Origin of the sequence: Citrobacter sp. RHB35-C17 (assembly GCF_013816795.1) — a bacterium.
Lineage (GTDB): Bacteria > Pseudomonadota > Gammaproteobacteria > Enterobacterales > Enterobacteriaceae > Citrobacter_A > Citrobacter_A amalonaticus.
On the sequence record NZ_CP057150.1, the window covers coordinates 3,100,046 to 3,125,724 of the forward strand.

The 25,679-nt window shown below is 54.4% G+C and carries 23 protein-coding genes; 4 read left to right on the forward strand and 19 right to left on the reverse strand.

Annotation, left to right across the window (positions count from 1 at the left end):
* Positions 1-12: 12 nt before the first annotated feature.
* Together elaB and HVZ37_RS14740 are read right to left on the reverse strand one after the other, a co-directional pair.
* Entirely contained in the window at positions 13-318 is a 306-nt protein-coding gene (gene elaB / locus HVZ37_RS14735; RefSeq protein WP_043000026.1) for a stress response protein ElaB, read from the reverse strand.
* A 47-nt stretch (positions 319-365) separates the two neighbouring features.
* Complete coding sequence (locus HVZ37_RS14740; protein WP_044266239.1) at positions 366-833, reverse strand: GNAT family N-acetyltransferase; 468 nt, start codon at positions 831-833, stop codon at positions 366-368.
* Positions 834-898: 65 nt separating this feature from the next.
* Between HVZ37_RS14740 and rbn the strand changes: the two genes are divergently transcribed.
* Positions 899-1,816, forward strand: a complete 918-nt coding sequence (rbn, locus tag HVZ37_RS14745; RefSeq protein ID WP_181627649.1) for a ribonuclease BN — start codon at positions 899-901, stop codon at positions 1,814-1,816.
* A gap of 63 nt (positions 1,817-1,879) precedes the next feature.
* The gene (locus HVZ37_RS14750; RefSeq protein ID WP_044258510.1) at positions 1,880-2,884 is read left to right on the forward strand and encodes a chemotaxis protein; all 1,005 of its coding nucleotides are present in this window, start codon (positions 1,880-1,882) and stop codon (positions 2,882-2,884) included.
* A 57-nt stretch (positions 2,885-2,941) separates the two neighbouring features.
* On the opposite strand, the gene nuoN is transcribed toward HVZ37_RS14750, so the two are convergent.
* The 14 genes from nuoN to lrhA form a co-directional block, all read right to left on the reverse strand.
* On the reverse strand, positions 2,942-4,399 hold the full coding sequence (nuoN, locus tag HVZ37_RS14755) for an NADH-quinone oxidoreductase subunit NuoN (protein ID WP_181627650.1): 1,458 nt from the start codon (positions 4,397-4,399) through the stop codon (positions 2,942-2,944).
* Between the two features lie 6 nt (positions 4,400-4,405).
* Positions 4,406-5,935: an NADH-quinone oxidoreductase subunit M gene (nuoM, locus tag HVZ37_RS14760; protein WP_043000021.1), complete on the reverse strand. Its 1,530-nt coding sequence runs from the start codon at positions 5,933-5,935 to the stop codon at positions 4,406-4,408.
* 252 nt (positions 5,936-6,187) lie between these two features.
* Entirely contained in the window at positions 6,188-8,029 is a 1,842-nt protein-coding gene (gene nuoL / locus HVZ37_RS14765; protein ID WP_046401783.1) for an NADH-quinone oxidoreductase subunit L, read from the reverse strand.
* A complete protein-coding gene (nuoK, locus tag HVZ37_RS14770; RefSeq protein WP_000612644.1) occupies positions 8,026-8,328 on the reverse strand; it encodes an NADH-quinone oxidoreductase subunit NuoK in 303 nt (100 codons plus the stop codon). The genes nuoL and nuoK overlap by 4 nt, the downstream gene beginning before the upstream one ends.
* Positions 8,325-8,879 (reverse strand): NADH-quinone oxidoreductase subunit J, encoded by a 555-nt coding sequence (nuoJ, locus tag HVZ37_RS14775; protein ID WP_043000019.1) that lies wholly within the window; start codon positions 8,877-8,879, stop codon positions 8,325-8,327. The genes nuoK and nuoJ overlap by 4 nt, the downstream gene beginning before the upstream one ends.
* Positions 8,880-8,890: 11 nt before the next feature.
* Entirely contained in the window at positions 8,891-9,433 is a 543-nt protein-coding gene (gene nuoI, locus HVZ37_RS14780) for an NADH-quinone oxidoreductase subunit NuoI (protein WP_005129470.1), read from the reverse strand.
* A 14-nt stretch (positions 9,434-9,447) separates the two neighbouring features.
* The gene (gene nuoH, locus HVZ37_RS14785) at positions 9,448-10,425 is read right to left on the reverse strand and encodes an NADH-quinone oxidoreductase subunit NuoH (protein ID WP_043000018.1); all 978 of its coding nucleotides are present in this window, start codon (positions 10,423-10,425) and stop codon (positions 9,448-9,450) included.
* Entirely contained in the window at positions 10,422-13,148 is a 2,727-nt protein-coding gene (gene nuoG, locus HVZ37_RS14790) for an NADH-quinone oxidoreductase subunit NuoG (RefSeq protein ID WP_044258732.1), read from the reverse strand. The genes nuoH and nuoG overlap by 4 nt, the downstream gene beginning before the upstream one ends.
* A gap of 83 nt (positions 13,149-13,231) precedes the next feature.
* Positions 13,232-14,569: an NADH-quinone oxidoreductase subunit NuoF gene (gene nuoF / locus HVZ37_RS14795; RefSeq protein ID WP_042317808.1), complete on the reverse strand. Its 1,338-nt coding sequence runs from the start codon at positions 14,567-14,569 to the stop codon at positions 13,232-13,234.
* Entirely contained in the window at positions 14,566-15,066 is a 501-nt protein-coding gene (gene nuoE / locus HVZ37_RS14800; protein ID WP_042317807.1) for an NADH-quinone oxidoreductase subunit NuoE, read from the reverse strand. The genes nuoF and nuoE overlap by 4 nt, the downstream gene beginning before the upstream one ends.
* 2 nt (positions 15,067-15,068) lie before the next feature.
* A complete protein-coding gene (gene nuoC, locus HVZ37_RS14805) occupies positions 15,069-16,871 on the reverse strand; it encodes an NADH-quinone oxidoreductase subunit C/D (RefSeq protein ID WP_080343264.1) in 1,803 nt (600 codons plus the stop codon).
* An 89-nt stretch (positions 16,872-16,960) separates the two neighbouring features.
* Positions 16,961-17,623: an NADH-quinone oxidoreductase subunit NuoB gene (nuoB, locus tag HVZ37_RS14810; protein ID WP_003028075.1), complete on the reverse strand. Its 663-nt coding sequence runs from the start codon at positions 17,621-17,623 to the stop codon at positions 16,961-16,963.
* Between the two features lie 15 nt (positions 17,624-17,638).
* Complete coding sequence (gene nuoA, locus HVZ37_RS14815) at positions 17,639-18,082, reverse strand: NADH-quinone oxidoreductase subunit NuoA (protein WP_042317806.1); 444 nt, start codon at positions 18,080-18,082, stop codon at positions 17,639-17,641.
* Positions 18,083-18,711: 629 nt separating this feature from the next.
* Positions 18,712-19,650 carry a transcriptional regulator LrhA gene (gene lrhA, locus HVZ37_RS14820; RefSeq protein WP_043000017.1) on the reverse strand — a complete coding sequence of 313 codons (939 nt, stop codon included), beginning with the start codon at positions 19,648-19,650 and terminating at the stop codon, positions 18,712-18,714.
* A gap of 929 nt (positions 19,651-20,579) precedes the next feature.
* Between lrhA and alaA the strand changes: the two genes are divergently transcribed.
* Positions 20,580-21,797 (forward strand): alanine transaminase AlaA, encoded by a 1,218-nt coding sequence (alaA, locus tag HVZ37_RS14825; protein WP_043000016.1) that lies wholly within the window; start codon positions 20,580-20,582, stop codon positions 21,795-21,797.
* 129 nt (positions 21,798-21,926) lie between these two features.
* Positions 21,927-22,526, forward strand: coding sequence for a 5'-deoxynucleotidase (gene yfbR / locus HVZ37_RS14830; RefSeq protein ID WP_042317802.1), 600 nt, complete (start codon positions 21,927-21,929; stop codon positions 22,524-22,526).
* Between the two features lie 47 nt (positions 22,527-22,573).
* Here the strand turns inward: yfbR and HVZ37_RS14835 are convergent, their stop codons facing one another.
* The 3 genes from HVZ37_RS14835 to HVZ37_RS14845 form a co-directional block, all read right to left on the reverse strand.
* Complete coding sequence (locus HVZ37_RS14835) at positions 22,574-24,406, reverse strand: SLC13 family permease (protein WP_099433995.1); 1,833 nt, start codon at positions 24,404-24,406, stop codon at positions 22,574-22,576.
* A gap of 76 nt (positions 24,407-24,482) precedes the next feature.
* Positions 24,483-25,160 carry a sugar phosphatase gene (locus HVZ37_RS14840; protein WP_044326791.1) on the reverse strand — a complete coding sequence of 226 codons (678 nt, stop codon included), beginning with the start codon at positions 25,158-25,160 and terminating at the stop codon, positions 24,483-24,485.
* The gene (locus HVZ37_RS14845; protein ID WP_042290698.1) at positions 25,153-25,647 is read right to left on the reverse strand and encodes a YfbU family protein; all 495 of its coding nucleotides are present in this window, start codon (positions 25,645-25,647) and stop codon (positions 25,153-25,155) included. Before HVZ37_RS14845 ends, HVZ37_RS14840 begins: the two co-directional genes overlap by 8 nt.
* Positions 25,648-25,679: the final 32 nt, after the last annotated feature.

Consider the following 25,679-nt stretch of genomic DNA (forward strand, 5'->3'; position numbering starts at 1 on the left):
CTCGCTTGCAGATTAGCGTCGTGCCAACAGTAAGCCGAGCACCAGTCCGACCGCCGCGCCAACGCCAATCCCCTGCCAGGGTTTTTCGTGCACATAATCATCTGCACGATAAACGGCCTGTCTGGCACGATAATAATAGCTATCTGAAGCCTGACTTACGCGATTTTTGACCTCATCCAGCGCCTTTTCAGCCCGCGCTTTCAGCTCAATGTATTTCTGATCGGCGGGATCCCCTGAGGAACGCAGCACCTCTTCCAGCGTTTCACTCAGCAACGTCAGGTCGTCATCAATACGCGAATCACCAAATTGATAAGACATTCTCGTTCTCCATGTTAGTAAACCTGCCCCTAACTATAGACAACGACTCAGGATCCCGCCCGGATCGCTTCGCGCGCCATCCCCACATGTGGGATGCCATCTTCCTCATAGACTTCGGTGACCGGAGCAAAACCAAATCGTGCATAGAATGCCTGCAAATGCGCCTGTGCGCCCAGATACAGCGCCTTCTCCGGCCAGTGTCGCTGACAAGACGCCAGCGTCTGCGCCATCAAATTTTGGCCCAGCTTTTCACCGCGTAACGCTTCACTGACGATCACCCGTCCAATCACGACGGGCTCCAGATCTTCAGTGCTTTTCAGAATCCTCGCATACGCCACCAGCTCGCCGTCATGCCAGCCCAGGATATGGCGGTTCTCACCCACCAGATCGTCACCGTCTACGTCGAGATAGGGACAGTTCTGCTCCACAACAAACACCGCACAGCGCAGTTTTAACAGCGCATAGAGCTGTGGGACGGTTAATTCCGAATGATGCAGGTCTTGCCAGGTAATCATCGTGCGCTCCTTTTCCGTAAACGATTTATACTAGCCAGATTATTTTTCAAAAGTGTAATGAAATAATGGAATTTCTCTTTCTGGGTACCTCAGCTGGCGTGCCCACGCGTACGCGCAACGTGACAGCCATTTTGCTACATCATCAACACCCGACGCAGCCCGCGCTATGGCTGTTTGACTGTGGTGAAGGTACGCAACATCAGATGTTGAGCACGGCATATCATCCCGGCAAAATTGAGCGGATTTTCATCAGCCATCTGCACGGCGATCATCTGTTCGGTTTGCCGGGTTTACTGTGCAGTCGTTCGATGGCGGGCAATGCTCAGCCGCTAACGCTTTACGGGCCGAAGGGGGTGCGTGAGTTTACTGAAACCGCGCTGCGTCTGAGCGGCTCATGGACTGACTATCCGCTGGAAATCGTCGAAATCACCGCCGGGGAAATTCTTGATGACGGGCTGCGAAAAGTAACGGCTTACCCGCTTGAACACCCGCTGGAATGTTACGGTTACCGCGTTGAGGAGCATGATAAACCCGGCGCGCTCAACGCCAGAGCGCTGAAAGCCGCTGGGGTGAAAGCCGGTCCCTGGTTCCAGGATCTGAAAGCAGGCAAAACGGTCACCCTGGAAGACGGTAGCGTGATACGCGGGGCCGATTTTCTTGCCCCGGCGACGCCCGGTAAAACGGTCGCGATTTTTGGCGATACTGCGCCCTGCGCATCCGCGCTTGAGCTGGCGAAAGGGGTCGACGTGATGATTCACGAAACCACGCTGGATACGTCAATGGAAGAAAAGGCCAACAGCCGTGGACACAGTTCCACCCGCCAGGCGGCACTGCTGGCACGGGAGGCTGCAGTCGGAAAGCTCATCATAACGCACGTCAGTTCGCGCTATGACGCCGCAGGTTGCCAGCGACTGCTGGCAGAGTGTCAGGCTATCTTCCCTTCCACTGAACTTGCCGACGATTTCGCCATTTTCACGGTTTAGTGCTCCATTTTTTGCTCTCAGTGCCGATAACAGTAAAAACGCAGTATTCACACTGAGGACAGCATGGACAATTTCCAGAAAGATATCGATGACAGGGCGAATCTGACCCTGTCCAACCGCTTTGAACTGCTGCTGTTTCGTCTGGGAAACTCCCTGCACGAACAGAAATCTGAGCTGTTTGGCATTAACGTGTTCAAGTTGCGCGAAATTGTACCTATGCCTGCCTTTACCCGTCCGGCAGGGATGAAGGCGCCATTGCTGGGAATGGTCAATATTCGCGATCAGGTGATTCCGGTTATTGACCTCCCCGCCGTTGCCGGCTGCAAGCCGGAGAATGGACTCAACATTCTGTTAATCACCGAATATGCCCGTAGCGTGCAGGCCTTCGCCGTCGAGTCGGTCGAAAACATCATGCGCCTGGACTGGAAGCAGGTACACACCGCAGAGAAAGCGGTGAACGGCCGCTACATCACCAGCATCGCCTGTCTGGATGAAGACAAAGAGACCAACAACCTGGCGCTGGTGCTCGACGTAGAACAGATTCTGTATGACATCGTGCCATCGAATCACGACCTGCGCGCAACGGAACTGAAAACCAATAAGTTCAACATCACTCCCGGTGCCGTGGCTATTGTCGCGGAAGACTCCCGCGTAGCCCGTGCGATGCTGGAGAAAGGTCTGACGGCCATGGACATTCCCCATCAAATGCACGTCACCGGTAAAGATGCCTGGGACAAAATTCAGCAACTGGCGCAGGAAGCGGAAGCGGAAGGCAAAGCGATTAGCGAGAAGATCGCACTGGTGTTAACCGATCTGGAAATGCCGGAGATGGATGGTTTCACCCTGACCCGAAAAATCAAAACCGACGAGCGGCTGAAGAAAATTCCGGTGGTGATCCACTCTTCTCTTTCCGGTAGTGCCAATGAAGATCACGTCCGCAAAGTGAAAGCCGATGGCTACGTGGCGAAGTTTGAAGTGAACGAACTGTCATCCGTTATTCAGGAAGTGATGGATCGCGCGGCGCAAAACATCAGCGGCCCGCTGGTCAGTCGTCAGTTGATTGCCTGAAGATTCTTCATCCATAAAAAAACCCGCCTCGGCGGGTTTTTCGTTTTTGCTTGTCGCTTACATCAGCGGTGCGGCTAACTGCACAATACTGATCAGCGGCTGCGGGTAGATACCCAGCACCAGCACCAGCAGTGCGGAGATCAGTACCACAATACCGCCTGCGCTGTACTGCCAGTTAGACGGCGCATCGCGGTTAAGCTGCTGCGGCGCGCTCAGGTACAGACTCACGGCAACACGCAGGTAGTAATACAAACCAATCGCGGAACCAACCACCACAGCGGCAACCAGCCACCATAGGTTCGCCTGCACACCGACTGCCAGCACGTAGAATTTACCGATAAAGCCCAGCGTCATCGGGATACCTGCCAGAGACAGCATCATTACCGTCATCACTGCCGCGAGGATCGGACGATGCCAGAACAGCCCACGGTAGGAGAACAGAGAATCGGCATCCGGACCACGGTACGGACTGGACATCAGGCTGACCACGCCGAACGCGCCGAGGCTGCTGAACAGGTAACCGGCAAGGTAAACGCCGACCGCTTCCATGGACATCTCGCCGCTCTGCAGAGCAATCAGCGCCACTAACAGGTAGCCGAGGTGAGAGATAGACGAATAACCCAGCAGACGCTTGATGTTAGTCTGGCTCAGCGCCATCAGGTTACCGAAGATGATGGAAGCAAAGGCGATCACGCCAAGCACCACGCGAACCGCTTCACTGTCGCCAACCGGCGCGTACAGGAACAGACGCATCACCACGCCGAAGATAGCGATTTTGCTCGCCGTCGCCAGGAAGGTGGAAACCGGAGCCGGTGCACCCTGGTATACGTCTGGCGTCCACAAGTGGAACGGAACCAGAGAGAGTTTAAAGCCCAGACCAACAATCATCATCCCGAAGCCCGCCAGCAGCAGCGGCTCGTTCAGCATACCGTCGCCGAGGCTCTTACCGAGCGCGACAAACGACAGGTTGCCAGACTGCGCGTACACCAGCGCCATACCAAACAGCAGGAATGACGAGGCGGCAGCAGACAGGATGGTGTATTTGATACTGGCTTCCAGCGAACGTTTCTGACTGAAGGCATAGCCCACCAGACCAAACAGCGGCAGGGAGATCAGTTCGATACCAAGGAACAGCGCCGCCAGATGATTGGCGTTCGCCAGCAGAATGCCACCCAGCGCGGCAATCAACACCAGCAGGTAGAACTCTTCCCGGTTATCGTCATAGCCTTCCAGCCACGGGTAGGCAAAAGTACAGGTCGCCAGACTCGCCAGCAGAACCAGTCCGGTGTAGAGCATTGCGAAACCGTCAACCCGCATCAGCGGGGTCACGTCCATCGCGCCAGCCTGGCCAACAAACCAGAGCGAAACCAGCGCGGCGTTAAGCCCAATGACCGACAGCGTGGCATTGAGGAAGTGATTGCGTCGCCACGCAATGGAGAGCATCACAACCACCACCGTCAAGCCGACGATCAGCAGCGGTAGCAGCGCAATCAGGTGTTGTGGAGTTATTGTCATGGCGATTTACGGCCTTGTAGTAGTAACGGAATTAACAAACCACTGCTGGATGTTGCTCATCGCAGAATGCGAGGTATCCAGAATCGGCTGCGGATAGAAGCCAAGCAGTACCAGAAGCACGACCAGCAACAGGATGATAAACAGCTCACGCAGCGACATCCCTGGCAGTTCTTGTTGTGCAATCTGGCTCTTCGCTTTACCGAAGTAAGCGCGATGTAGCATCGCCAGCGAGTAAACAGAGGCAAACACCAGACCAAAGGTCGAAATCACGGTGATGACCGGAACCACCTGGTAGCTGCCGAACAGGATCATGAATTCGCCAACGAAGTTACCGGTGCCAGGCATACCCAGCGTCGCCACGGCGAAGAACATCGACAGTGCCGGTAACCATTTCATTTTGCCCCACAGGCCGCCCATCATACGCATGTCGCGGGTGTGCAGACGTTCGTACAGTTGACCACACAGAATGAACAGACCCGCAGCGGACAGGCCGTGCGCAATCATCTGAATCACCGCCCCCTGGTACGCCAGCTGGCTGCCGGTGTAGATGGCAATCAGCACGAAACCCATGTGTGAAACCGAGGTGTAGGCGATCAGACGTTTAATGTCGTACTGCGTGAACGCCATCCATGCACCGTAGAAGATACCGATAACGCCCAGCCACATCGCGATAGGCGCGAACTCCGCTGACGCGTTCGGGAACAGCGGCAGGGAGAAACGCAGCAGACCGTAAGCAGCGGTTTTCAGCAAAATACCGGCGAGGTCAACAGAACCCGCGGTCGGTGCCTGGGAGTGCGCATCTGGCAGCCAGCCGTGCAGTGGAACCACCGGCATTTTCACCGCAAACGCGATGAAGAAGCCCAGCATCAGCAGATATTCGACGCCGTGCGACATCGGCGTTTTCAGCAGGTCTTCATAGTTGAAGGTCCACACGCCGGTCGCATTATGGTGAACGAACACCAGCGCCAGGATGGCAATCAGCATCACCAGACCGCTCGCCTGGGTGTAAATGAAGAACTTGGTTGCCGCCGTGATACGCGTTTTACCGTCGGACGCCTTGTGGCCCCACAGCGCGATCAGGAAGTACATCGGCACCAGCATCATTTCCCAGAAGAAGAAGAACAGGAACATGTCGATGGCAAGGAACACACCGATCACGCCGCCCAGGATCCACATCAGGTTCAGGTGGAAGAAGCCCTGGTATTTTTCGATTTCTCGCCAGGAACACAACACCGCCAGAACGCCAAGCAGACCGGTCAGCACCACCATCAGCAGCGACAAACCGTCGATTGCCAGGTGAATCGAAATGCCAAAGCGCGGGATCCACGGCAGGACAAATTCAGACTGCCACTGCGGAATGCCAGCAGACTGCGTCAGCGAATAACCGCCCTGTAGCCACAGTTGCAGGCCAAGCGCGAGCGTCAGTCCCATGGTGATCAGCGCGATCCAGCGCGGCACCTTCACGCCAAAGCGTTCGGTCTGCCAGCACAGGAAGCCACCGATAAAGGGGATTAATATCAACCAAGGTAATAACATGGTGATCTTTGTTCCTTGTTTAAGTCCGGTTCAGGCTATCTCACTCGTCATAGCGAACCCCGACAGTGCTCGCAATCCTCACATACCTCAGTACGCTCCGGTTGCGGTGCACAGGCGGTGCTCACTCTGACTTCGCCGATAATGCCTGTCCAGTTGGACCTGATTTTCAACGAATTTTCTAAAAATTCTCTTTGAGCGTGTAGGCCGGATAAGCGTAGCGCCATCCGGCAGTCGTTCATCCAGCCCGCAAACTCAACGCAGTACCATCAGCAGTGCCAGCACCACCACGGCGCCAATGCTCATTGATGCGACATACCAGCGCAGATAACCGTTCTCGCTGAACAGCAGGCCTTTACCTGCGAAGCGAGAAAGGATGGCTGGCACGTTCATCAGGGCATTGAGCGGATCGCGTTTAAGCAGCCAGGCGACGCCAAGGAACGGCTTAACGAACACTTTGTCGTACAGCCAGTCGAAGCCCCAGGCGTTATACCACCAGGTGCCCAGCAGACGACCCGGCGCACTGTTGGCAATCGAGGTCACCAGAGTACGTTTACCCAGCCACAACCATGCGGCAATCAGGATGCCCGCAATCGCTACCACGCCAGAAGTAATTTCCAGGGTCATCACGCGGCCATGCTCAAGTTCAGTTGTCTGTGGCAGTACACCCTGAAGCGGCGGCACAATCAGCGCGCCTACGAAGGTGGACAGGATCATCAGGACAATCAACGGCAGGTGGTGAGTAATCCCCTTCCCTGCATGAGCATGAATTTGTTCTTTACCGTGGAACACGATGAAAATCATACGGAAGGTATACAGGGAGGTCATGAACGCACCGACCAGTCCTGCCACCATCAGATTGATATGACCATTCGCCATCGCGCCTGCCAGAATCTCATCCTTACTGAAGAAGCCTGCGGTAATCAGCGGCAGCGCCGACAGCGCCGCACCGCCCACCAGGAAGCAGAGATAAACCAGCGGAATGGACTTACGCAGGCCACCCATCTTGAAGATGTTCTGTTCGTGATGGCAGGCCAGAATGACGGAACCGGACGCCAGGAACAGCAGTGCTTTAAAGAAGGCGTGCGTCATCAGGTGGAAAATCGCCGCATCCCATGCCTGAACGCCCAGCGCCAGGAACATGTAACCGATCTGGCTCATGGTGGAATAGGCGAGTACGCGCTTGATGTCGGTTTGCACCAGTGCGGCAAAACCTGCCATCACCAGCGTCACCGCACCCACGATACCGACCAGATGCAGAATTTCCGGGGTCATCAGGAACAGGCCATGCGTACGGGCAATCAGGTAAACACCAGCGGTCACCATCGTTGCGGCGTGGATCAGCGCGGAGACAGGCGTCGGGCCCGCCATCGCGTCAGCCAGCCATGTCTGCAACGGCAGCTGTGCTGATTTACCCACAGCACCACCCAGCAGCATTAGCGTCGCCCACGTCAGCATATTGTTGCCTGCGGCGAAGTGTGCTGGCGCCAGTTCAACCATTTCACGGAAGTTCAGGGTACCCAGCTCGTTGTACAGAATGAACAGTGCGAACGCGAGGAACACGTCACCCACACGGGTCACGACGAACGCTTTCATCGCCGCAGCGCCATTCTTCGGATCGGTGTAATAGAAACCGATCAGCAGGTAAGAGCACAGGCCCACGCCTTCCCAGCCGAGGTACATCAACAGCAGGTTATCGGACAGCACCAGAACAACCATGCTGGCGATAAACAGGTTCGTGTAAGCGAAGAAGCGGGAGTAGCCCTCTTCACCGCGCATGTACCAGGAGGCGAACATGTGGATCAGGAAACCGACACCGGTGACAACCGACAGCATGGTCAGCGACAGGCCGTCCAGTACCAGGTTGAAACCAATGTTGAAGTTACCGACAGACATCCACGTCCACAGCGGCTGGCTGAACGCCTGCTTGCCGTTGGCGAAGAAGTCCATCCCGACAAAGGCAGTGACCAGCGCCGCCAGACCAATGGAGCCTACGCCCACGGTTGCGGAGAGATTTTCTGACCAGCGTCCGCGAGAGAACGCCAGCAGGACAAAGCCAATCAATGGCAGAATGATGGTTAAGGCAAGCATGTTCATCCACGCATCTCACTTACTGAATCGATGTTCAGGTTCTGGCGACGGCGATGAAGTTGCAGCAACAGCGCAAGCCCTATACTCGCTTCGGCAGCCGCAAGGCTGATGGCGAGAATATACATCACCTGACCATCGGTCTGGCCCCAGTAGCTACCGGCAACCACAAAGGCCAGCGCGGAAGCGTTGATCATGATTTCCAGGCCAATCAGCATAAACAGCAGATTGCGGCGGATAACCAGACCGGTTAAACCCAGAACGAATAAAATCGCAGCGAGGATCAGTCCATGTTGTAAGGGGATCATGCGTGCTCCTCCGTTTTTCTTTTCGCGCTGTCGTCTTTACGGTTGCTCAGCACTTCACCTGAACGCTCTTCGCGTCCAACGTGGAAGGCAACAACCAGACCTGCCAGCAGCAGCATGGATGCCAGTTCAACCGCCAGTACGTAAGGCCCGAACAGGGTAATACCTACCGCTTTCGCGCTGATTGGCGTACCGTCGATACCCTGATCGTTAACCCCCAGAATGGCGTAAACAATCACCACCAGCATGATGGCCGACAGAATTGCCGGGCCAATCCACACCTGCGGCTTCAGCCACTGACGTTCCTGTTCGATTTCAGAACCGCCCAGGTTGAGCATCATCACCACAAACACGAACAGCACCATAATGGCGCCCGCGTAAACGATGATTTCCAGCGCACCCGCGAAGTAAGCACCCAGCGAGAAGAACACCCCGGAAATCGCCAGCAGCGAAATAATCAGGTACAGCAGTGCGTGCACCGGATTGGTATGGGTGATCACCCGCAAGGTTGCGAGAATGGCGACCAGGCCACAGATATAAAAAGCGAACTCCATTGCCCCTCTCCTTACGGTAACAGGCTCTTGACGTCGATAGGCTTGGCTTCGTTCTCTGCTTCGCCCTTATCTTTGCCGTCGATTGCCATACCTGCCATCCGGTAGAAGTTATATTCCGGGTATTTGCCCGGACCGGAGATCAGCAGATCCTCTTTCTCGTAAACCAGATCCTGGCGCTTGTACTCACCCAGTTCGAAATCTGGCGTAAGCTGAATCGCGGTTGTTGGACAGGCTTCTTCGCACAGACCGCAGAAAATGCAGCGTGAGAAGTTAATGCGGAAAAACTCCGGATACCAGCGACCATCTTTGGTCTCTGCTTTTTGCAGAGAGATACAGCCTACCGGACACGCTACCGCACACAGGTTACAGGCAACGCAGCGCTCCTCACCGTCCGGGTCGCGCGTCAGAACAATGCGACCACGAAAACGGGGCGGTAGATAGACCGGCTCTTCCGGGTACATCTGCGTTTCGCGTTTGGCGAACGCATGCAGGCCGATCATCCAGATACTGCGTACCTGGGTGCCGAAGCCTACTAACAATTCTTTTAAGGTCATGGTCTTTGTGCCCCTTATTGCGCCTGCCAGAGAATGACAGCCGCCGTTACCAGCAAGTTGATGAGCGTCAGCGGCAGGCAGATTTTCCAACCGAAGGACATTACCTGGTCATAACGAGGACGCGGTAACGACGCACGAATCAAAATGAACATCATCATGAAGAACGCGGTTTTAATCGCGAACCAGATGAATGGCGGTAAGAACGGGCCCTGCCAGCCACCGAAGAACAGGGTAACCATCAGCGCAGAAATGGTGACGATACCGATGTACTCGCCCACAAAGAACAGACCGAATTTCATCCCGGAGTATTCAATGTGGTAACCATCGGCAAGTTCCTGCTCGGCTTCCGGCTGGTCAAACGGATGACGGTGACACACCGCCACGCCCGCGATAGCGAAGGTGACAAAACCAAAGAACTGCGGAATAACGTTCCAGATATCAGCCTGGCTGTTGACGATGTCGGTCATGTTAAAGGAACCGGCCTGCGCCACCACGCCCATCAGGGAAAGCCCGAGGAACACTTCGTAGCTGAGCGTCTGCGCAGACGCACGCATCGCACCCAACAGCGAGTATTTGTTGTTGCTCGACCAACCGGCGAACAGCACCGCATACACCGCCAGACCCGCCATCATCAGGAAGAACAAGATCCCGATGTTCAGATCCGCGACCACCCAACCCGGACTCACCGGCACGATGGCAAACGCCAGCAGCAGCGAGGTAAAGGCGATCATTGGCGCAAGGGTAAAGATGACGCGATCCGAGAATTTCGGGATCCAGTCTTCTTTAAAGAACATCTTGATCATGTCCGCAACCAGCTGGAGCGAACCGCCCCAGCCTACACGGTTCGGTCCGTAACGGTTCTGGAACAGACCCAGCAGACGACGTTCGCCAAAGCTCATGAATGCCCCGCAGGTGACCACCACCAGCAGAATCACCACCGCTTTGAGGATGGTCAGCAGGATTTCGATCAGATCCGGTGTAATCCAACTCATTGTTGTGCCTCCTGCAGATCCTCAAGACGCGCACCCGCCAGAACAGGGGCAATGCCCGGCATGCCCATCGGCAAGCCAACCTGCCCTGCCGTCAGCCCTTCGGCGATTTCAACCGGCAGCGTGACCGTATTGCCATCGTAGCTAAAGGAGACGCGGGTACCGGCATTCACGCCCAACTTCGCGGCATCGGCCGGGTTGAGTTTGATGTACGGTTGCGGCATGCGGCTCTGGAAGACCGGCGCACGCTGAGACAGTTCATCGCTACCAAACAAATGGTAGTACGGCGCGATACGCCACTGACCGTCCTGGGCCTGGAAGCTTGCAGGAACCGTCGTGAAGTAATCCAGACTGCCCTCTGAGGCTTCAATCAGACGCACACCCGGATCGCCATGGCGCAGTTTCCCGCCCACTTCATCCTGGAACTTGTTCCACGCCTGTGGAGAGTTCCAGCCCGGCGCCCAGGCAAATGGAATCTGTGAACGCGGCGCAGACGGCTGGTTGTTCCCTTCCATTGAGAAGGCAAACATCGTGTCTTTGTCCTGCGGCTGACGCGGTTCATGAACGCTGATGTTCGCGCGCATCGCCGTACGACCACTGTAACGGTGCGGCTCACGCGCCAGTTTTTGTCCACGAATGCGGAAGGTGGCATCCGGCGCAGCATCTTTAATACCGGCCAGTTCAGGCATCGCGGCGACGACCGCGTCGATCACGTGGTCAAGCTGCGTCCAGTCCACTTCGCGGTTCTGTACGGTGCTGTGCAGTGAATGCAACCAGCGCCAGCTTTCCAGCATGATGGTATTGCTGTCGTAGTACGCCGGATCGTAAACCTGGAAGAAACGCTGAGCACGGCCTTCGTTGTTGATGACCGTGCCGTCGCTTTCGGCAAAGCTGGCGGCGGAAAGCACCAGATGGGCGTTTTCCATGATCGCCGTACGCTGATGGTCAACCACCATCACCAGCGGCGCTTTTGCCAGCGCAGCATTCACGCGCGTTGCCGACGCATGACGATGCAGATCGTTTTCCAGCACGACCACCGCGTCAGCACGGCCGGTTTCCAGTTCGGTCAGCGCATCGTCGAGCGAACCACCGCCCATAATGCCCAGGCCCATACTGTTAACCGAACGGGTAATCATCGTGATGCCGACGTCCGCACCGCGACCTTTCAGCGCTTTCGCCACGTTGGCAGCCGCCTGAATCACTTCTGCGCTACCGGCGTTAGTACCGGAAATGATCAGCGGTTTTTTCGCCCCGGCCAGCGCCTGGACGATCACGTCGATTTTGTTTTGCAGGTCGCTGCTGATGCCGTCAACGGCTGGCGCATTGTTGTCCAGCGCATGGGCAATCGCGAAGCCTAAACGCGCCTGATCTTCAACCGGCGCACGGTAGGTCCAGGCCGCGATATCATCCAGACGGGTGTTATCCACATTGGTCACGAACAGCGGGTGCTTCGCGCGTTGGCCGATGTTGAGGATCGCCGCAATCTGCCAGTCAGCCACTTTCTGGGCTGCCGCCATTTCGCGTGCCTTGCCTTTCACCGCCTGACGCACGGCCAGTGCAACGCGAGCGCCGGTCTGAGTGATGTCTTCGCCCAGCACCAGTACCGCATCGTAAGATTCAATATCACGCAGCGCAGGGGTATGCACACCGCCTTCACGCAGCACCTTCAGTGCCAGTTGCAGACGTTCCTGCTCGGATTGTGCAATCCCGGTATAGAAGTTTTCCGCCCCGACCAGTTCACGCAACGCGAAGTTGCTCTCAACGCTGGCGCGCGGTGAGCCGATGCCAATCACTTTCTTCGACTGACGCAGAATATCTGCCGCGCCCTGCATTGCCTGTTCGGCGTTGAGGGTGATCAGGTCATCGCCACGACGCTGTACAGGCTGACGCGGACGGTCTTTCAGGTTCACATAACCATAGCCAAAACGACCGCGGTCGCAGAGGAAGTAGTGGTTAACGGTCCCGTTATAACGGTTTTCGATACGGCGCAGTTCGCCGTAACGCTCACCCGGGCTGATGTTACAGCCGATGGAACATTGTTGGCAGATGCTCGGCGCAAACTGCATGTCCCATTTACGGTTATAGCGTTCGGAATGCGTTTTATCGGTGAATACGCCGGTCGGGCAGATTTCCACCAGGTTACCGGAGAATTCACTCTCCAGGGTACCGTCTTCCGGACGTCCAAAGTAGACGTTATCGTGTGCGCCATACACGCCCAGATCCTGACCGTCTGCATAATCTTTGTAGTAACGCACACAGCGATAACAGGCGATGCAGCGGTTCATTTCATGAGAGATGAACGGCCCCAGGTCCTGGTTGCGGTGAGTACGTTTGGTGAAACGATAGCGACGGAAACTGTGGCCGGTCATCACGGTCATATCCTGAAGGTGGCAGTTACCGCCCTCTTCACAGACCGGACAGTCGTGCGGGTGGTTGGTCATCAACCACTCCACCACGCTTTCGCGGAACTGTTTCGCTTCTTCGTCGTCAATCGAAATAAACGTGCCTTCGGTTGCCGGTGTCATACAAGACATCACCAGGCGACCACGCGTGTCTTCCGCGTTTTGGTATTGCTTCACCGCACACTGGCGGCAAGCACCAACGCTTCCCAGCGCCGGATGCCAGCAAAAGTACGGAATATCAAGGCCGAGAGACAGACAAGCTTCCAGCAGGTTGTCCGCTCCGTTGACCTCATATTCTTTGCCGTCTACATGAATCGTAGCCATAGTCAGCATGCTTCCAGTTGGCTTAGTCAGAGACTAAGCGTTAATCGAAATTCATATCGCGATACAGGCTCAGAGGCCTGTAATCACCAGCGCTCTTTCAGCAGGTTCGGCTGAATACCACCAATCGCGTGGGTATTGCTGAACGACTGCTTAATGCCAGCTTCGAATTCTTCGCGGAAATATTTAATGGCGCTCTGTAGCGGCTCAACCGCGCCCGGTGCGTGTGCACAGAAGGTTTTACCCGGGCCGAGGAAACGACACAGTTGCTCAAGTGTCTCGATATCCCCAGGCTGGCCTTCGCCACGCTCCAGTGCACGCAGAATTTTGACGCTCCACGGCAGGCCGTCACGACATGGCGTACACCATCCACAGGATTCACGAGCAAAGAACTCTTCCAGGTTACGCACCAGAGGCACCATGCCTATCTCGTGGTCAACCGCCATTGCCAGCGCGGTACCCAGACGGCTTCCGGCTTTACCAATGCTCTCAAATTCCATTGGCAGATCGAGGTGCGCTTCGGTCAGGAAATCAGTTCCCGCGCCGCCAGGCTGCCAGGCTTTGAACTTCAGTCCATCGCGCATGCCGCCCGCGTAATCTTCGAGGATCTCACGTGCGGTGGTACCGAACGGCAATTCCCACAGTCCCGGATTCTTCACGCGACCCGAGAAGCCCATCAGCTTGGTGCCAGCATCTTTGCTCTTCGAAATGTTCTGGTACCACTCCACGCCGTTGGCGAGGATCGCCGGAACGTTACACAGCGTTTCCACGTTGTTGACGCAGGTCGGTTTACCCCATGCGCCGGAGGTCGCCGGGAACGGCGGCTTCGAACGCGGGTTAGCGCGACGGCCTTCAAGGGAGTTGATCAGCGCCGTTTCTTCACCGCAGATGTAGCGCCCTGCCCCGGTGTGAACAAACAGTTCGAAATCAAAACCGGTGCCCATGATATTTTTGCCGAGCAGACCGGCTTCGGTCGCTTCCGCAATCGCACGGCGCAGATGCACGGCGGCTTCAATGTATTCACCGCGCAGGAAGATGTAGCCCCGGTACGCTTTCAGCGCAAACGCGGAGATCAGCATGCCTTCCACCAGCAGATGCGGCAGCTGTTCCATCAGCAAACGGTCTTTATAGGTGCCCGGCTCCATTTCATCCGCGTTACACAGCAGGTAGCGGATGTTCATGGATTCGTCTTTTGGCATCAGGCTCCACTTCAGACCGGTGGAAAAGCCTGCGCCGCCGCGCCCTTTCAGGCCAGCGTCTTTGACCTGATTGACGATTTCGTCCGGGGACAGACCAGTCAGCGCCTTACGCGCACCTTCGTAGCCGTTCTTGCTACGGTATTCGTCCAGCCACACGGGCTGTTTATCATCACGCAGACGCCAGGTCAGCGGATGCGTTTCGGGAGTACGGATAATGTCTTTCATTTATACCGCTCCAGCAGTTCAGGAATGCCTTCCGGGGTCAGGTGAGCGTGAGTATCCTCATCGATCATCATGTTCGGCCCTTTGTCGCAGTTCCCAAGGCAACAGGTCGGCAGCAGCGTAAAGCGACCGTCGAAGGTCGTCTGCCCCGGCTTGATGTTGAGCTTTTTCTCCAGCGCAGCCTGAATCCCCTGGTAACCGTTGATATGGCACACCACGCTGTCGCAATAGCGGATCACGTGGCGACCCACCGGCTGGCGGAAGATCTGACTGTAAAACGTCGCAACACCTTCGACATCGCTTGCCGGGATCCCCAGCACATCGGCGATCGCGTGGATCGCACCGTCCGGCACCCAGCCACGCTGCTTCTGAACGATTTTCAGCGCTTCAATGGACGCCGCACGCGGGTCTTCGTAGTGGTGCTTCTCGTGCTCAATGGCTTCACGCTCTGCCGCACTCAGCTCAAAAGCCTCGGTTTGTGGTTGTTGATTCTCGTGCATAATTAGCGGTCCACATCTGACATAACAAAATCGATACTACCCAGATGGACGATCAGGTCGGACACCAGGCTGCCACGTACTGCCACCGGGATCTGCTGCAAATGCGCGTAGCTCGGGGTACGAATACGGGTGCGATAACTCATGGTGCTGCCATCGCTGGTCAGGTAGTAACTGTTGATACCCTTGGTCGCTTCCACCATCTGGAAGGACTCATTCGCCGGCATAACCGGGCCCCACGACACTTGCAGGAAGTGGGTGATCAGGGTTTCGATATGTTGCAGCGTGCGCTCTTTCGGCGGCGGCGTCGTCAACGGGTGATCCGCTTTGAACGGGCCTTCCGGCATGTTGTTGAGGCACTGCTCAAGGATGCGCAGACTCTGGCGCAGCTCTTCCACTTTCAGCATCACGCGGGTGTAGCAGTCGGAAACCCCGCCGCCAACCGGCACTTCAAAGTCAAAGTTTTCGTAGCCAGAGTAAGGGCGTGCTTTACGCACGTCGAAATCAATACCGGTCGCACGCAGCGCCGCGCCGGTGCAGCCCCAGTCCAGCGCTTCTTTCTTGCCGTAAGCGGCCACGCCCTGCGAACGCCCTTTCAGAATGGTGTTTTGCAGTGCGGCTTTCTCGTAAGACGCCAGACGCTTCGGCATCCAGTCAAGGAACTCACGCAGCAGTTTGTCCCAGCCGCGCGGCAGGTCATGCGCCACGCCGCCAATACGGAACCAGGCCGGGTGCATACGGTAGCCGGTGACCGCTTCTACGATGTCGTAGATTTTCTGACGGTCGGTAAAGGCAAAGAAGACCGGCGTCATGGCGCCGACGTCCTGGATAAACGTCGAGATATACAGCAGATGGCTGTTAATGCGGAACAGCTCGGAGAGCATCACGCGGATAACGTTAACGCGATCCGGTACGGTAATGCCCGCCAGTTTTTCCACTGCCAGCACGTACGGCATCTCGTTGACGCAGCCGCCGAGGTATTCGATACGGTCGGTATACGGAATGTAGCTATGCCAGGACTGACGTTCGCCCATCTTTTCAGCACCACGGTGGTGGTAACCGATGTCAGGCACACAGTCGACAATCTCTTCGCCATCAAGCTGAAGAACAATACGGAATGCACCGTGTGAAGACGGGTGGTTCGGGCCGAGGTTGAGGAACATAAAGTCCTCGTTTTCGGTACCACGCTGCATGCCCCAGTCTTCCGGTTTGAAGGTCAGCGCTTCCATTTCCAGATCCTGCTTCGCTTTGGTCAGCTCAAACGGATCGAATTCGGTAGCACGCGCCGGGTAGTCTTTACGCAGCGGATGGCCTTTCCAGGTTGGCGGCATCAACAGACGCGTCAGGTGCGGGTGTCCGTCAAATTCAATACCAAACATGTCCCAGGTTTCACGCTCATACCAGTTAGCATTCGGGAACAGTTTGGTGAAGGTTGGTACACGCAGGTCGTTTTCAGACAAGGCCACCTTGAGCATGATATCGCGATTGCGTTCAATGGAAATCAGGTGGTAGAAAACGGAAAAATCCGCGGCGGGTAACCCTTCGCGGTGTGTGCGCAGACGTTCGTCCATGCCGTGTAAGTCAAACAGCATGACGTAAGGTTTCGGCAATCTCTTTAAGAAATCGCCCACTTCCAGTAATTGTTCACGCTTGACCCAAACAACGGGTACCCCGGTGCGAGTCGCCTGAACGGTAAAGGCATCCGGCCCAAAACGGTTGCGCAGTTCGCCGATGACCGGGTCATCAAGGTGATCCCGGGTCTGCCATGCGGCTTCTTGCGCGGTTAAGTCGGTCATATTGTTCACCATTGCAAATGGTCCGTGGTGACTGTCGACAGAGCTTCGCGCGATTTATGTAGTGATAGGCGAAGTAAAATGCTGCTGCCGACAGGCGCAAATTAAATCTCGTCTGGTGTACGCAGATTCGTGACTGCAATGCGTTCGCCGCGTTTACGCTCGCGCTCTGACTGCATGTTGGCGCGATAAACGCCCTGATCGCCAACCACCCAGGAGAGCGGACGACGTTCTTTGCCAATGGAATCCTGCAACAGCATTAACGCCTGCATGTACGCTTCCGGACGCGGCGGGCAACCCGGGATGTAAACATCCACAGGGATAAACTTATCAACGCCCTGCACTACCGAATAAATATCGTACATACCGCCGGAGTTGGCACATGCGCCCATGGAAATGACCCATTTCGGCTCCAGCATCTGATCGTAAAGACGCTGAATGACCGGCGCCATTTTAGTAAAGCAGGTCCCCGCTACCACCATCAAGTCAGCCTGACGTGGTGAAGCACGCAGGACTTCCGCGCCAAAGCGCGCCACGTCATGTACGGCGGTGAACGAGGTCACCATCTCTACATAGCAGCAGGAAAGGCCGAAGTTATAAGGCCAGATTGAGTTTTTGCGACCCCAGTTAACCATGTCATGCAGTTTGCCCATGAACACGTTCTTGTTAACTTCCTGTTCCAGGGGGTCGGTTACGATCTCCTGTTTTTGCAGGGGGTAACGGTCGTTCTCACCGTTAGGATCTATGCGGGTGAGCGTATAATCCATCTTAATGCCTCGCGGTTAGCGTTGACGATTAGCGATACTGTTCGTTTCCGGGTTCATACGCTCGCGGCGTGAACGCGCGGGCGTCCAGTCCAGCGCGCCAATACGCACCAGATAAACCAGACCTGCCAGTAACACAAAAATAAAAATTGCAGCTTCCACAAAGCCTACCCAACCGCTTTCGCGGATAGAGGTCGACCATGCGAACAGATACAGCGCTTCAACGTCGAAGATAACGAAGAACATGGCTACCAGATAAAACTTGGCAGACAGGCGTAAGCGGGCGGTGCCGACCGAGTCGATACCTGATTCAAACGGGGTGTTTTTTGACCTCGCGCGTGCGCGACCGCCTAAAAACCAACCGCCGATAAGCATCAGGCAGCACAGGCCAATGGCAACAATAAGAAAGATAGCGAATGCCCAGTGATGAGCGATGACTTCAGTGGATGTTGACATACTCATTGCTTACTCATCAAAAGTAGCGCCAAATTCTCTGCTCTTTTCGGCAGATGAACGCCACATCGATTCATGGGGAGGAATAAAAAAAACCTTACAATCGCTGCAGAAAATGTTTTAGACAGCCAATTGATGGGGTTTTTTACTCCTTTCTATAACCTTTTGTCAACTTTAACAAAAGTTTCCTCACATTAATTTACATGATAACAACACCCTTAACATTTAATGCGCTTTAGCACCGTGTCGATCGATTCACAGGCTAAATGGGGATGTTGTTGAATCGTGTCCGTTGTGAAGTAAGTAGAAAAAAACGCGCCTATTTTGACAGGAATTGATCCAAAAGCCTTCCCCTAAAAGGGAGTATTTTCTTGATCTGTGACACGCTTTTGTTAATCCACCTCAAAAAACAGCAACAATTTCTCTCGTTTTTTAACATGAGAGGGTTGACCTGCGAATTTCGCTTATTTTTTACGCATTTTTTAATCGCAACGTCTACTCGCTGATTTATGAGGATTTTTACCTTTTTCCTCCTGCCCGTTAAGGATATTAGTACAAAAAAAGAACCACTGGATGTTTTTTAATCTCCAGTGGCTCTTTTTTACACTTGCCCTTTTTAATGCTTTTTTTGTGACCCGTTACTCATAGTCTCCCTGGACCAGCACGGAATCATCTCCCCCTTCTGGGGTAATTGGGCTGTACTGCCACGGATTCTGCCAGGTATCCATCGCCTGATAGATAACCTGCGCCAGATCGTTCTTCGAGGCCGGGTCACGGCACAGCAGGTATTCGGTGTCCGGCAACGGCGGTAATCCGTCAACTGCCCCCAGCACGCGTAGATCCGGACTCATCATTTCTACCGGACGCGCCGTCACGCCAAGACCAGCTTTCACCGCCGCGCGCACGGCCGGCAATGTCGACGCCACATAGGCCAGTCGCCAGGGGATGTTCGCCGCATTCAGGGTGGCAAGAACCACATCACGGAACGGACTGGGATCATCCAACAACACCAGCGGAACCGGTTCGCCCTTTTGCAGCACATACTCTGCGGCACAGTACCAGTGTGTCGGCGAGGTACGCAGCGTCAGGCTCTCAAACGGTCCGGGACGGTTAGTGGTGACGATCAGATCCACCTCTTGCGATTTCAGCATATCGAGCATGAAGGCATTTCGCTTCACTCTGACATCCAGCGCAAGCTTCGGATAAACCGAGCTAATGCGATTCAGGAGGAAAGGCAGTATCGTATCGGCGGATTCATCCGAAGCCCCGATAGTTAATACTCCCTGAAGATTGCTGAACATCAATGATGAGCAGGCCTCATCATTGAAACGTAGGATTTTTCTGGCGTAACCCAAAAGCTGAATGCCGTGTTCAGTCAACAGTTTGTTACGACCGTGACGAGCGAAGAGTTCTTTTCCCACGAGCTGTTCGAGGCGCTGCATCTGTTGGCTCACCGCAGACTGAGTACGACATACCGCTGCAGCTGCTGCTGCAAATGTGTTCAGATCGGCAACAGCAACAAATGTTCTCAGCAGATCGAGGTCGAGGTTAATTATCGGACGATTTGCATTTATCATAATTTTTCACTTACTGGCGGCTCATACTGAGCTTGTTAATGCTGTGCATACAAAATCAAGCAATTCCGTTTGTAATGCGCTTCCTTAGCAGAGTCACCCGCTGACAGCAGGTGAAAGTAAATAGGTATATCATGTGACTGGCGAAATGCTACCCTCTTTCTTACGTAATAATACCTTACGCGAACTCTCAGGTTATTTCGTTAAGAACGGGCTGACCTATTAAAGCCTATGTAGATTTCTGCCATTTTCTGGATGTAAAAAGTGTAAATGTAAAGAATGGAACCGGGCATACATCAACGAGAAATAAGCATACATGGCAGTAAGTTAGCCACAAAAACCCATTCGGGATATTAACAAATCATGCGGCCACATGTCATTTCATCATGCGTATCTTAACCTAAAACCTTTTTATTTATAAGCATTAATGCGAATAATCTGATGCAAAGTTTTGTTATGTTTCTCAAATCAACTCGCTATTATTCGCGCCTTGCGTAAAGCCTTTTTAATTATTAAATAATAATTAATGAGATTCCAGGTCATTCATAAATCCTGCTTAACATTAGATTTACACCGCCAGGGTTCCCGTACATCCCGATAACACGGGCAGTGATTAATCTTTCAGTATTTACGAATTATTAAATGACGTCAGAATTCTCCCCGAAATTTCACGGGCGCTGAACCTTTTTGTAAGCAAGAGAATCGGCCACCCGAGAACGTAAAAATCGCAATATCATGCTATAAAAATCGGAATAACCTGTTTTTATCTCTATATATTACGTAAAAATCAGTTAATGACAGCACAATAGCACGTCACCATTCAGCAAAATCTTCTTCTGCAAAGCCTTCAAAACGCCCCGCTGGGGGAGTACATTGTTCCAAACTGACTTCCACGGCAGGAAGTGGTGATAACAGCATAAAGGTCAAGGTTCATGTCCCCCATTGAGAAATCCAGCAAATTAGATAACGTCTGTTATGACATCCGCGGTCCTGTTCTGAAGGAAGCGAAACGCCTTGAAGAAGAAGGCAATAAGGTTCTGAAACTGAACATTGGTAACCCCGCCCCTTTTGGCTTTGACGCCCCCGATGAAATTCTGGTGGATGTCATCCGTAATCTGCCTACTGCACAAGGTTATTCCGATTCCAAAGGCCTCTATTCCGCGCGTAAAGCCATCATGCAGCACTATCAGGCGCGTGGCATGCGTGACGTCACCGTCGAAGATATCTACATCGGTAATGGCGTTTCAGAACTGATCGTGCAGGCGATGCAGGCATTACTGAACAGTGGGGACGAAATGCTGGTGCCCGCGCCGGATTATCCGCTGTGGACGGCGGCGGTCGCGCTTTCCGGCGGCAATGCGGTGCATTACCTGTGCGATGAATCATCCGACTGGTTCCCGGACCTTGATGACATCCGCGCCAAAATCACGCCGCGTACCCGTGGGATCGTCATCATTAACCCGAACAACCCGACCGGCGCGGTTTATTCCAAAGAGCTGTTGATGGAGATCGTCGAGATCGCGCGGCAGAATGATCTCATTATTTTTGCCGATGAGATCTACGATAAGATCCTGTATGACGACGCCGAGCACCATTCCATCGCCGCGATGGCACCGGATCTACTGACCGTGACCTTTAACGGCCTGTCCAAAACCTATCGCGTGGCCGGTTTCCGTCAGGGCTGGATGGTTCTCAACGGGCCGAAGAAGCATGCGAAAGGTTATATCGAAGGGCTGGAAATGCTGGCATCGATGCGTCTTTGCGCCAACGTGCCGGCACAGCATGCCATTCAGACGGCGCTGGGCGGTTACCAGAGTATCAGTGAATTCATCATGCCCGGCGGTCGTCTGTATGAGCAGCGCAATCGCGCCTGGGAATTGATCAACGATATTCCGGGCGTCTCCTGCGTGAAACCGCGCGGTGCGCTGTATATGTTCCCGAAAATTGACGCGAAGCGCTTCAATATTCATGACGACCAGAAAATGGTGCTCGATTTTCTGTTACAGGAAAAAGTCCTGCTGGTTCAGGGGACGGCATTTAACTGGCCGTGGCCGGATCACGTGCGCATCGTCACCCTGCCCCGCATCGACGACATAGAGATGTCGCTGAGCAAATTTGCACGTTTCCTGTCGGGATATCACCAGCTTTAATCCAAAATGCGTTGCAGGACAAAACACCCAGGGTGTTTTGTCCTGCAACGTGAAGTATGACGAGCATTTGCATCCGGCGGCCTTCTCTGCGCACAATGACCTCCAGGTTGTCATCATGAAAAGGTCACTATGAAGCAGAGCCATTTTTTTGCCCACCTCTCCCGCCTCAAACTCATTAACCGTTGGCCTTTAATGCGCAATGTGCGCACAGAAAACGTCTCTGAGCACAGTCTCCAGGTCGCGATGGTGGCCCACGCGCTGGCGGCGATCAAAAATCGTAAGTTTGCCGGTCAGGTTAATGCCGAACGCATTGCGCTGTTGGCGATGTATCACGATGCGTCAGAAGTGCTGACCGGGGATCTGCCCACGCCGGTAAAATATTTCAATTCGCAAATCGCCCAGGAATATAAGGCTATTGAGAAAATCGCTCAGCAGAAACTGGTCGATATGGTGCCCGATGAGCTGCGGGATATTTTTGCCCCGCTGATTGATGAGCATGCATATAGCGAAGAAGAAAAGTCGATTGTGAAACAGGCCGATGCGCTGTGTGCGTATCTGAAGTGTCTGGAAGAGTTGTCGGCAGGGAATAATGAATTTCTGCTGGCAAAGACGCGACTGGAAAAAACGCTGGAGTCACGCCGCAGCCCGGAGATGGATTACTTTATGGAAGTCTTCGTTCCCAGTTTTCACCTGTCTCTCGATGAAATTAGCCAGGACTCTCCGCTGTAACGATTTGCCGGATGCGCGTATGCACCATCCGGCAATGCGATACAACATTAAAACGGAAACAACATCGGGATCATCACCACGCATACCGCCATAACGATAATGGTGAACGGTACGCCCAGCTTAATAAAATCGCTAAAGCTGTAATTCCCTGGTCCTAACACCAGCGTGTTGACCGGTGATGAAACCGGCGTCATAAAGGCCGCCGAGGCCGCCATCGCGATCACCATCGCAAAGGGATAGGGAGAAACGCCCATCGACTTCGCCGCCGCCAACGCAATCGGCGCCATTAATACCGCCGTCGCGGTATTCGAGATAAACAGACCGATGGTCGCGCACAGCGTAAACAGACAGCCCAGCATCATGTACGGGCCATAACCGCCGCCCACGTCCATCAATCCTTTCACGACCAGATCCACACCACCGGTTTTTTGCAGCGCCAGCGCAAAAGGCATCATGCCGACGATCAAAATGATACTGGGCCAGTGAATGGCTTTGTAGGCGCTTTCGGCATCAATACAGCGAAATTTCCCCATCAGCAGACAGGCAATAATCGCCGCGATGGGATTAGGAATTTCGTCAGTCAGCATCAGCGCAACCATCAGCACCAGACAGAAAATCGCGTGCGGGGCCTGGCTGTGCGCCGGGGAAGCCTCGCTTACCTCTTCTGGCAGATTAAGCGCGACAAAATCTCGCCCCTGCTTTGCCAGCATCCCGATCAGTTTCCAGTTACCGACGACCAGGATGATATCGCCCATCAACAGCGGCTCATCGGCAAGCGAACCTTCGATCGCCACGCCGTCACGTTTCAGGCCAACCACATTCAGCCCATAGCGGGTACGAAAACCGATTTCCCGCACCGACTTGCCAATCAACTCCGATTCCGGGATCAGCGAGATTTCCGCCATTCCCACATCCAGCGCCTGGTCAGAGAAATACTCCCCACGCAGCACCATTGGCTCCAGCAATTGCTCGCTACAAAATTCACGGAGATCGACATCAGCGGCGGACATGTCAATCAGTAACACGTCACGGGCGCGAAACTCCGATACCCCATTCACGTTTACGATCACCCGCCGAAAACGCCGCCAGCGTTCGACGCCGATCACGTTGGCGCCATAGCGCTCACGCAGTTTAAGATCGTCGAGGCGTTGACCGATCATCGGTGACCCCGGACGAATCGCCAGTCGACGCGCGCGCCCTGTCAGGCGATATTCTTTGATCAGATCGCGAAAGGTGCGACGTTTCCAGCTATCTCGCTGCTGTTGTGGATTGTCGCCTTTGAGCATAAAGCGCATCAGCAGCATATAGATAATGCCCAGCACCAGCACGACGAGGCCGATAGGCGTGACGCTGAAGAAGCTGAAACCGGCATAGCCTTCGCGCAACAATTCACTGTTAACGACCAGGTTGGGCGGGGTGGCCACCAGCGTCATCATGCCGCTGATAAGCCCGGCGAAACTGAGCGGCATCATCAGGCGCGACGGCGACGTTTGCATACGCATCGAGACGCTGAGTACCACGGGAATAAAGATAGCAACGACGCCGGTTGAACTCATAAACGCGCCCAGCCCGGCAACGGTCAGCATCAGCAGGACCAGCATTTTGATTTCGCTACTGCCCGCCATTTTCACCAGCCAGGTGCCCATGACGGTCGCCACGCCGGTGCGTACCAGCCCGTCGCCGATGATAAACAGCGCGGCAATCAACACCACATTAGGGTCGCTGAATCCTGAAAAGGCCTCAGTAAGGGTCAGTGTGCCACTGAGAACAAAGGCTACGATGACAAACAGAGCTACCGCGTCCATACGCACTCTGCCCGTCGCAAACAAAATCACAGCAATCGCCAACAGCGAGAGAACCCAGATCAATTCACCGTTCACAACCTATCCTTGTCAGATGAGAAGATGGAATGATTCTGCCATAAAAAAGCCCCGACAAGCCGGGGCTAAATCATGATCAGGTATTTCTTAATACAACCACATCACCATTCGGTTGTTTGGTCACCGAAAGCTGCTCCAGGCTGGTCAGGGTGAAATCGACCTCATCCAGACGCGGCGTATCCGCCGGGGCATTTACTGCGATAACATGGCAGCCTGCGGCGAGTCCCGAGAGCACGCCCGCAGGGGCATCCTCCACCACCGCACATTCGTGCGGCGCTAAACCAAGCAGTTGCGCGCCGAGCAGATAAGCATCCGGCTCCGGCTTACCACGTTTGACCCGCTCAGCGGTCACGAAAACCTCCGGGGCTGGCAGGTTGGCCACCTGATGACGTGCGCGCGCAACCGGCATCGACCCTGATGTTACAATCGCCCACGGGATCCCGGCCTTGTTCAGATGGTTAAGCAGCGCAACCGCACCAGGCAGCGCGGTGATGCCCGCCGTTTCTGTCGCTTCTATTTGCTCCAGACGCGTAAACTCCGCAGCGATTTCCGCCTCAGGTTTGCCCACCATGAAATGGCGCAAAGAGGTAATCGCCTGCTTGCCATGAACAAAACTTAACACTTCGTCATGAGTCAGCCCAAAACGATCGGCCCAGTTACACCATGCACGTTCCACAGCAGGTAACGAGTCAACCAGCGTTCCATCCAGGTCAAACAGAAAGCCCTTGCATTGCACGTTCACCTCCTCAGGCATTGATGATTTGGTTGATTTCGTTGGCGCTCAAATGATACTGACGCGGGCAGGCATGCCACGCGCTTAACATCCGCTGGTATTTTTCCCACATTGGGGTCTGCGCGTTGAAACCGTGCGTGCCGGCATCAAAATGGGTGTAACGTCCTTCCACATTCACCATAAAGCGAACATAACCGAGATAGCGCGCTTCCGTTGCGGCATCAAAGCCCAGGAAGGTTACCCGACGTTCATCAATACTTTGCGCATCTTTCAGGTTGGCCCAGGAGACATGCAGAGCGTGATACATCTCCATGATGTCGATAACCGTACGACAGGTTTCCTCTTTCAGCTCGCCAAATTCCCGATCCAGTTCGCGCATTTGCAGACCGTAACCGCGTTCAATGATCGTCTGCAGACGACGATAACGCTCGGCGTTAGTCGGATCGAGCATAGTCATCATTTTGTATTGATTAGACAAAATAAGACGTTGAGCGTTGGTCATTTCCATTTGGGACTCCTGTATCACTCTACAACGGTGAA

What these genes read in the sequence shown, in the direction of transcription:
- nuoL (WP_046401783.1), bottom strand. Translation starts at nt 8,029, where the DNA reads ATGAACATGCTTGCCTTAACCATCATTCTGCCATTGATTGGCTTTGTC.
- nuoM (WP_043000021.1), bottom strand. Translation starts at nt 5,935, where the DNA reads ATGTTATTACCTTGGTTGATATTAATCCCCTTTATCGGTGGCTTCCTG.
- nuoJ (WP_043000019.1), bottom strand. Translation starts at nt 8,879, where the DNA reads ATGGAGTTCGCTTTTTATATCTGTGGCCTGGTCGCCATTCTCGCAACC.
- nuoI (WP_005129470.1), bottom strand. Translation starts at nt 9,433, where the DNA reads ATGACCTTAAAAGAATTGTTAGTAGGCTTCGGCACCCAGGTACGCAGT.
- alaA (WP_043000016.1), top strand. Translation starts at nt 20,580, where the DNA reads ATGTCCCCCATTGAGAAATCCAGCAAATTAGATAACGTCTGTTATGAC.
- nuoA (WP_042317806.1), bottom strand. Translation starts at nt 18,082, where the DNA reads ATGAGTATGTCAACATCCACTGAAGTCATCGCTCATCACTGGGCATTC.
- nuoB (WP_003028075.1), bottom strand. Translation starts at nt 17,623, where the DNA reads ATGGATTATACGCTCACCCGCATAGATCCTAACGGTGAGAACGACCGT.
- HVZ37_RS14845 (WP_042290698.1), bottom strand. Translation starts at nt 25,647, where the DNA reads ATGGAAATGACCAACGCTCAACGTCTTATTTTGTCTAATCAATACAAA.
- nuoK (WP_000612644.1), bottom strand. Translation starts at nt 8,328, where the DNA reads ATGATCCCCTTACAACATGGACTGATCCTCGCTGCGATTTTATTCGTT.
- yfbR (WP_042317802.1), top strand. Translation starts at nt 21,927, where the DNA reads ATGAAGCAGAGCCATTTTTTTGCCCACCTCTCCCGCCTCAAACTCATT.
- nuoF (WP_042317808.1), bottom strand. Translation starts at nt 14,569, where the DNA reads ATGAAAGACATTATCCGTACTCCCGAAACGCATCCGCTGACCTGGCGT.
- nuoG (WP_044258732.1), bottom strand. Translation starts at nt 13,148, where the DNA reads ATGGCTACGATTCATGTAGACGGCAAAGAATATGAGGTCAACGGAGCG.
- HVZ37_RS14740 (WP_044266239.1), bottom strand. Translation starts at nt 833, where the DNA reads ATGATTACCTGGCAAGACCTGCATCATTCGGAATTAACCGTCCCACAG.
- elaB (WP_043000026.1), bottom strand. Translation starts at nt 318, where the DNA reads ATGTCTTATCAATTTGGTGATTCGCGTATTGATGACGACCTGACGTTG.
- nuoH (WP_043000018.1), bottom strand. Translation starts at nt 10,425, where the DNA reads ATGAGTTGGATTACACCGGATCTGATCGAAATCCTGCTGACCATCCTC.
- nuoC (WP_080343264.1), bottom strand. Translation starts at nt 16,871, where the DNA reads ATGGTGAACAATATGACCGACTTAACCGCGCAAGAAGCCGCATGGCAG.
- nuoE (WP_042317807.1), bottom strand. Translation starts at nt 15,066, where the DNA reads ATGCACGAGAATCAACAACCACAAACCGAGGCTTTTGAGCTGAGTGCG.
- HVZ37_RS14840 (WP_044326791.1), bottom strand. Translation starts at nt 25,160, where the DNA reads ATGCCTGAGGAGGTGAACGTGCAATGCAAGGGCTTTCTGTTTGACCTG.
- lrhA (WP_043000017.1), bottom strand. Translation starts at nt 19,650, where the DNA reads ATGATAAATGCAAATCGTCCGATAATTAACCTCGACCTCGATCTGCTG.
- HVZ37_RS14750 (WP_044258510.1), top strand. Translation starts at nt 1,880, where the DNA reads ATGGACAATTTCCAGAAAGATATCGATGACAGGGCGAATCTGACCCTG.
- nuoN (WP_181627650.1), bottom strand. Translation starts at nt 4,399, where the DNA reads ATGACAATAACTCCACAACACCTGATTGCGCTGCTACCGCTGCTGATC.
- rbn (WP_181627649.1), top strand. Translation starts at nt 899, where the DNA reads ATGGAATTTCTCTTTCTGGGTACCTCAGCTGGCGTGCCCACGCGTACG.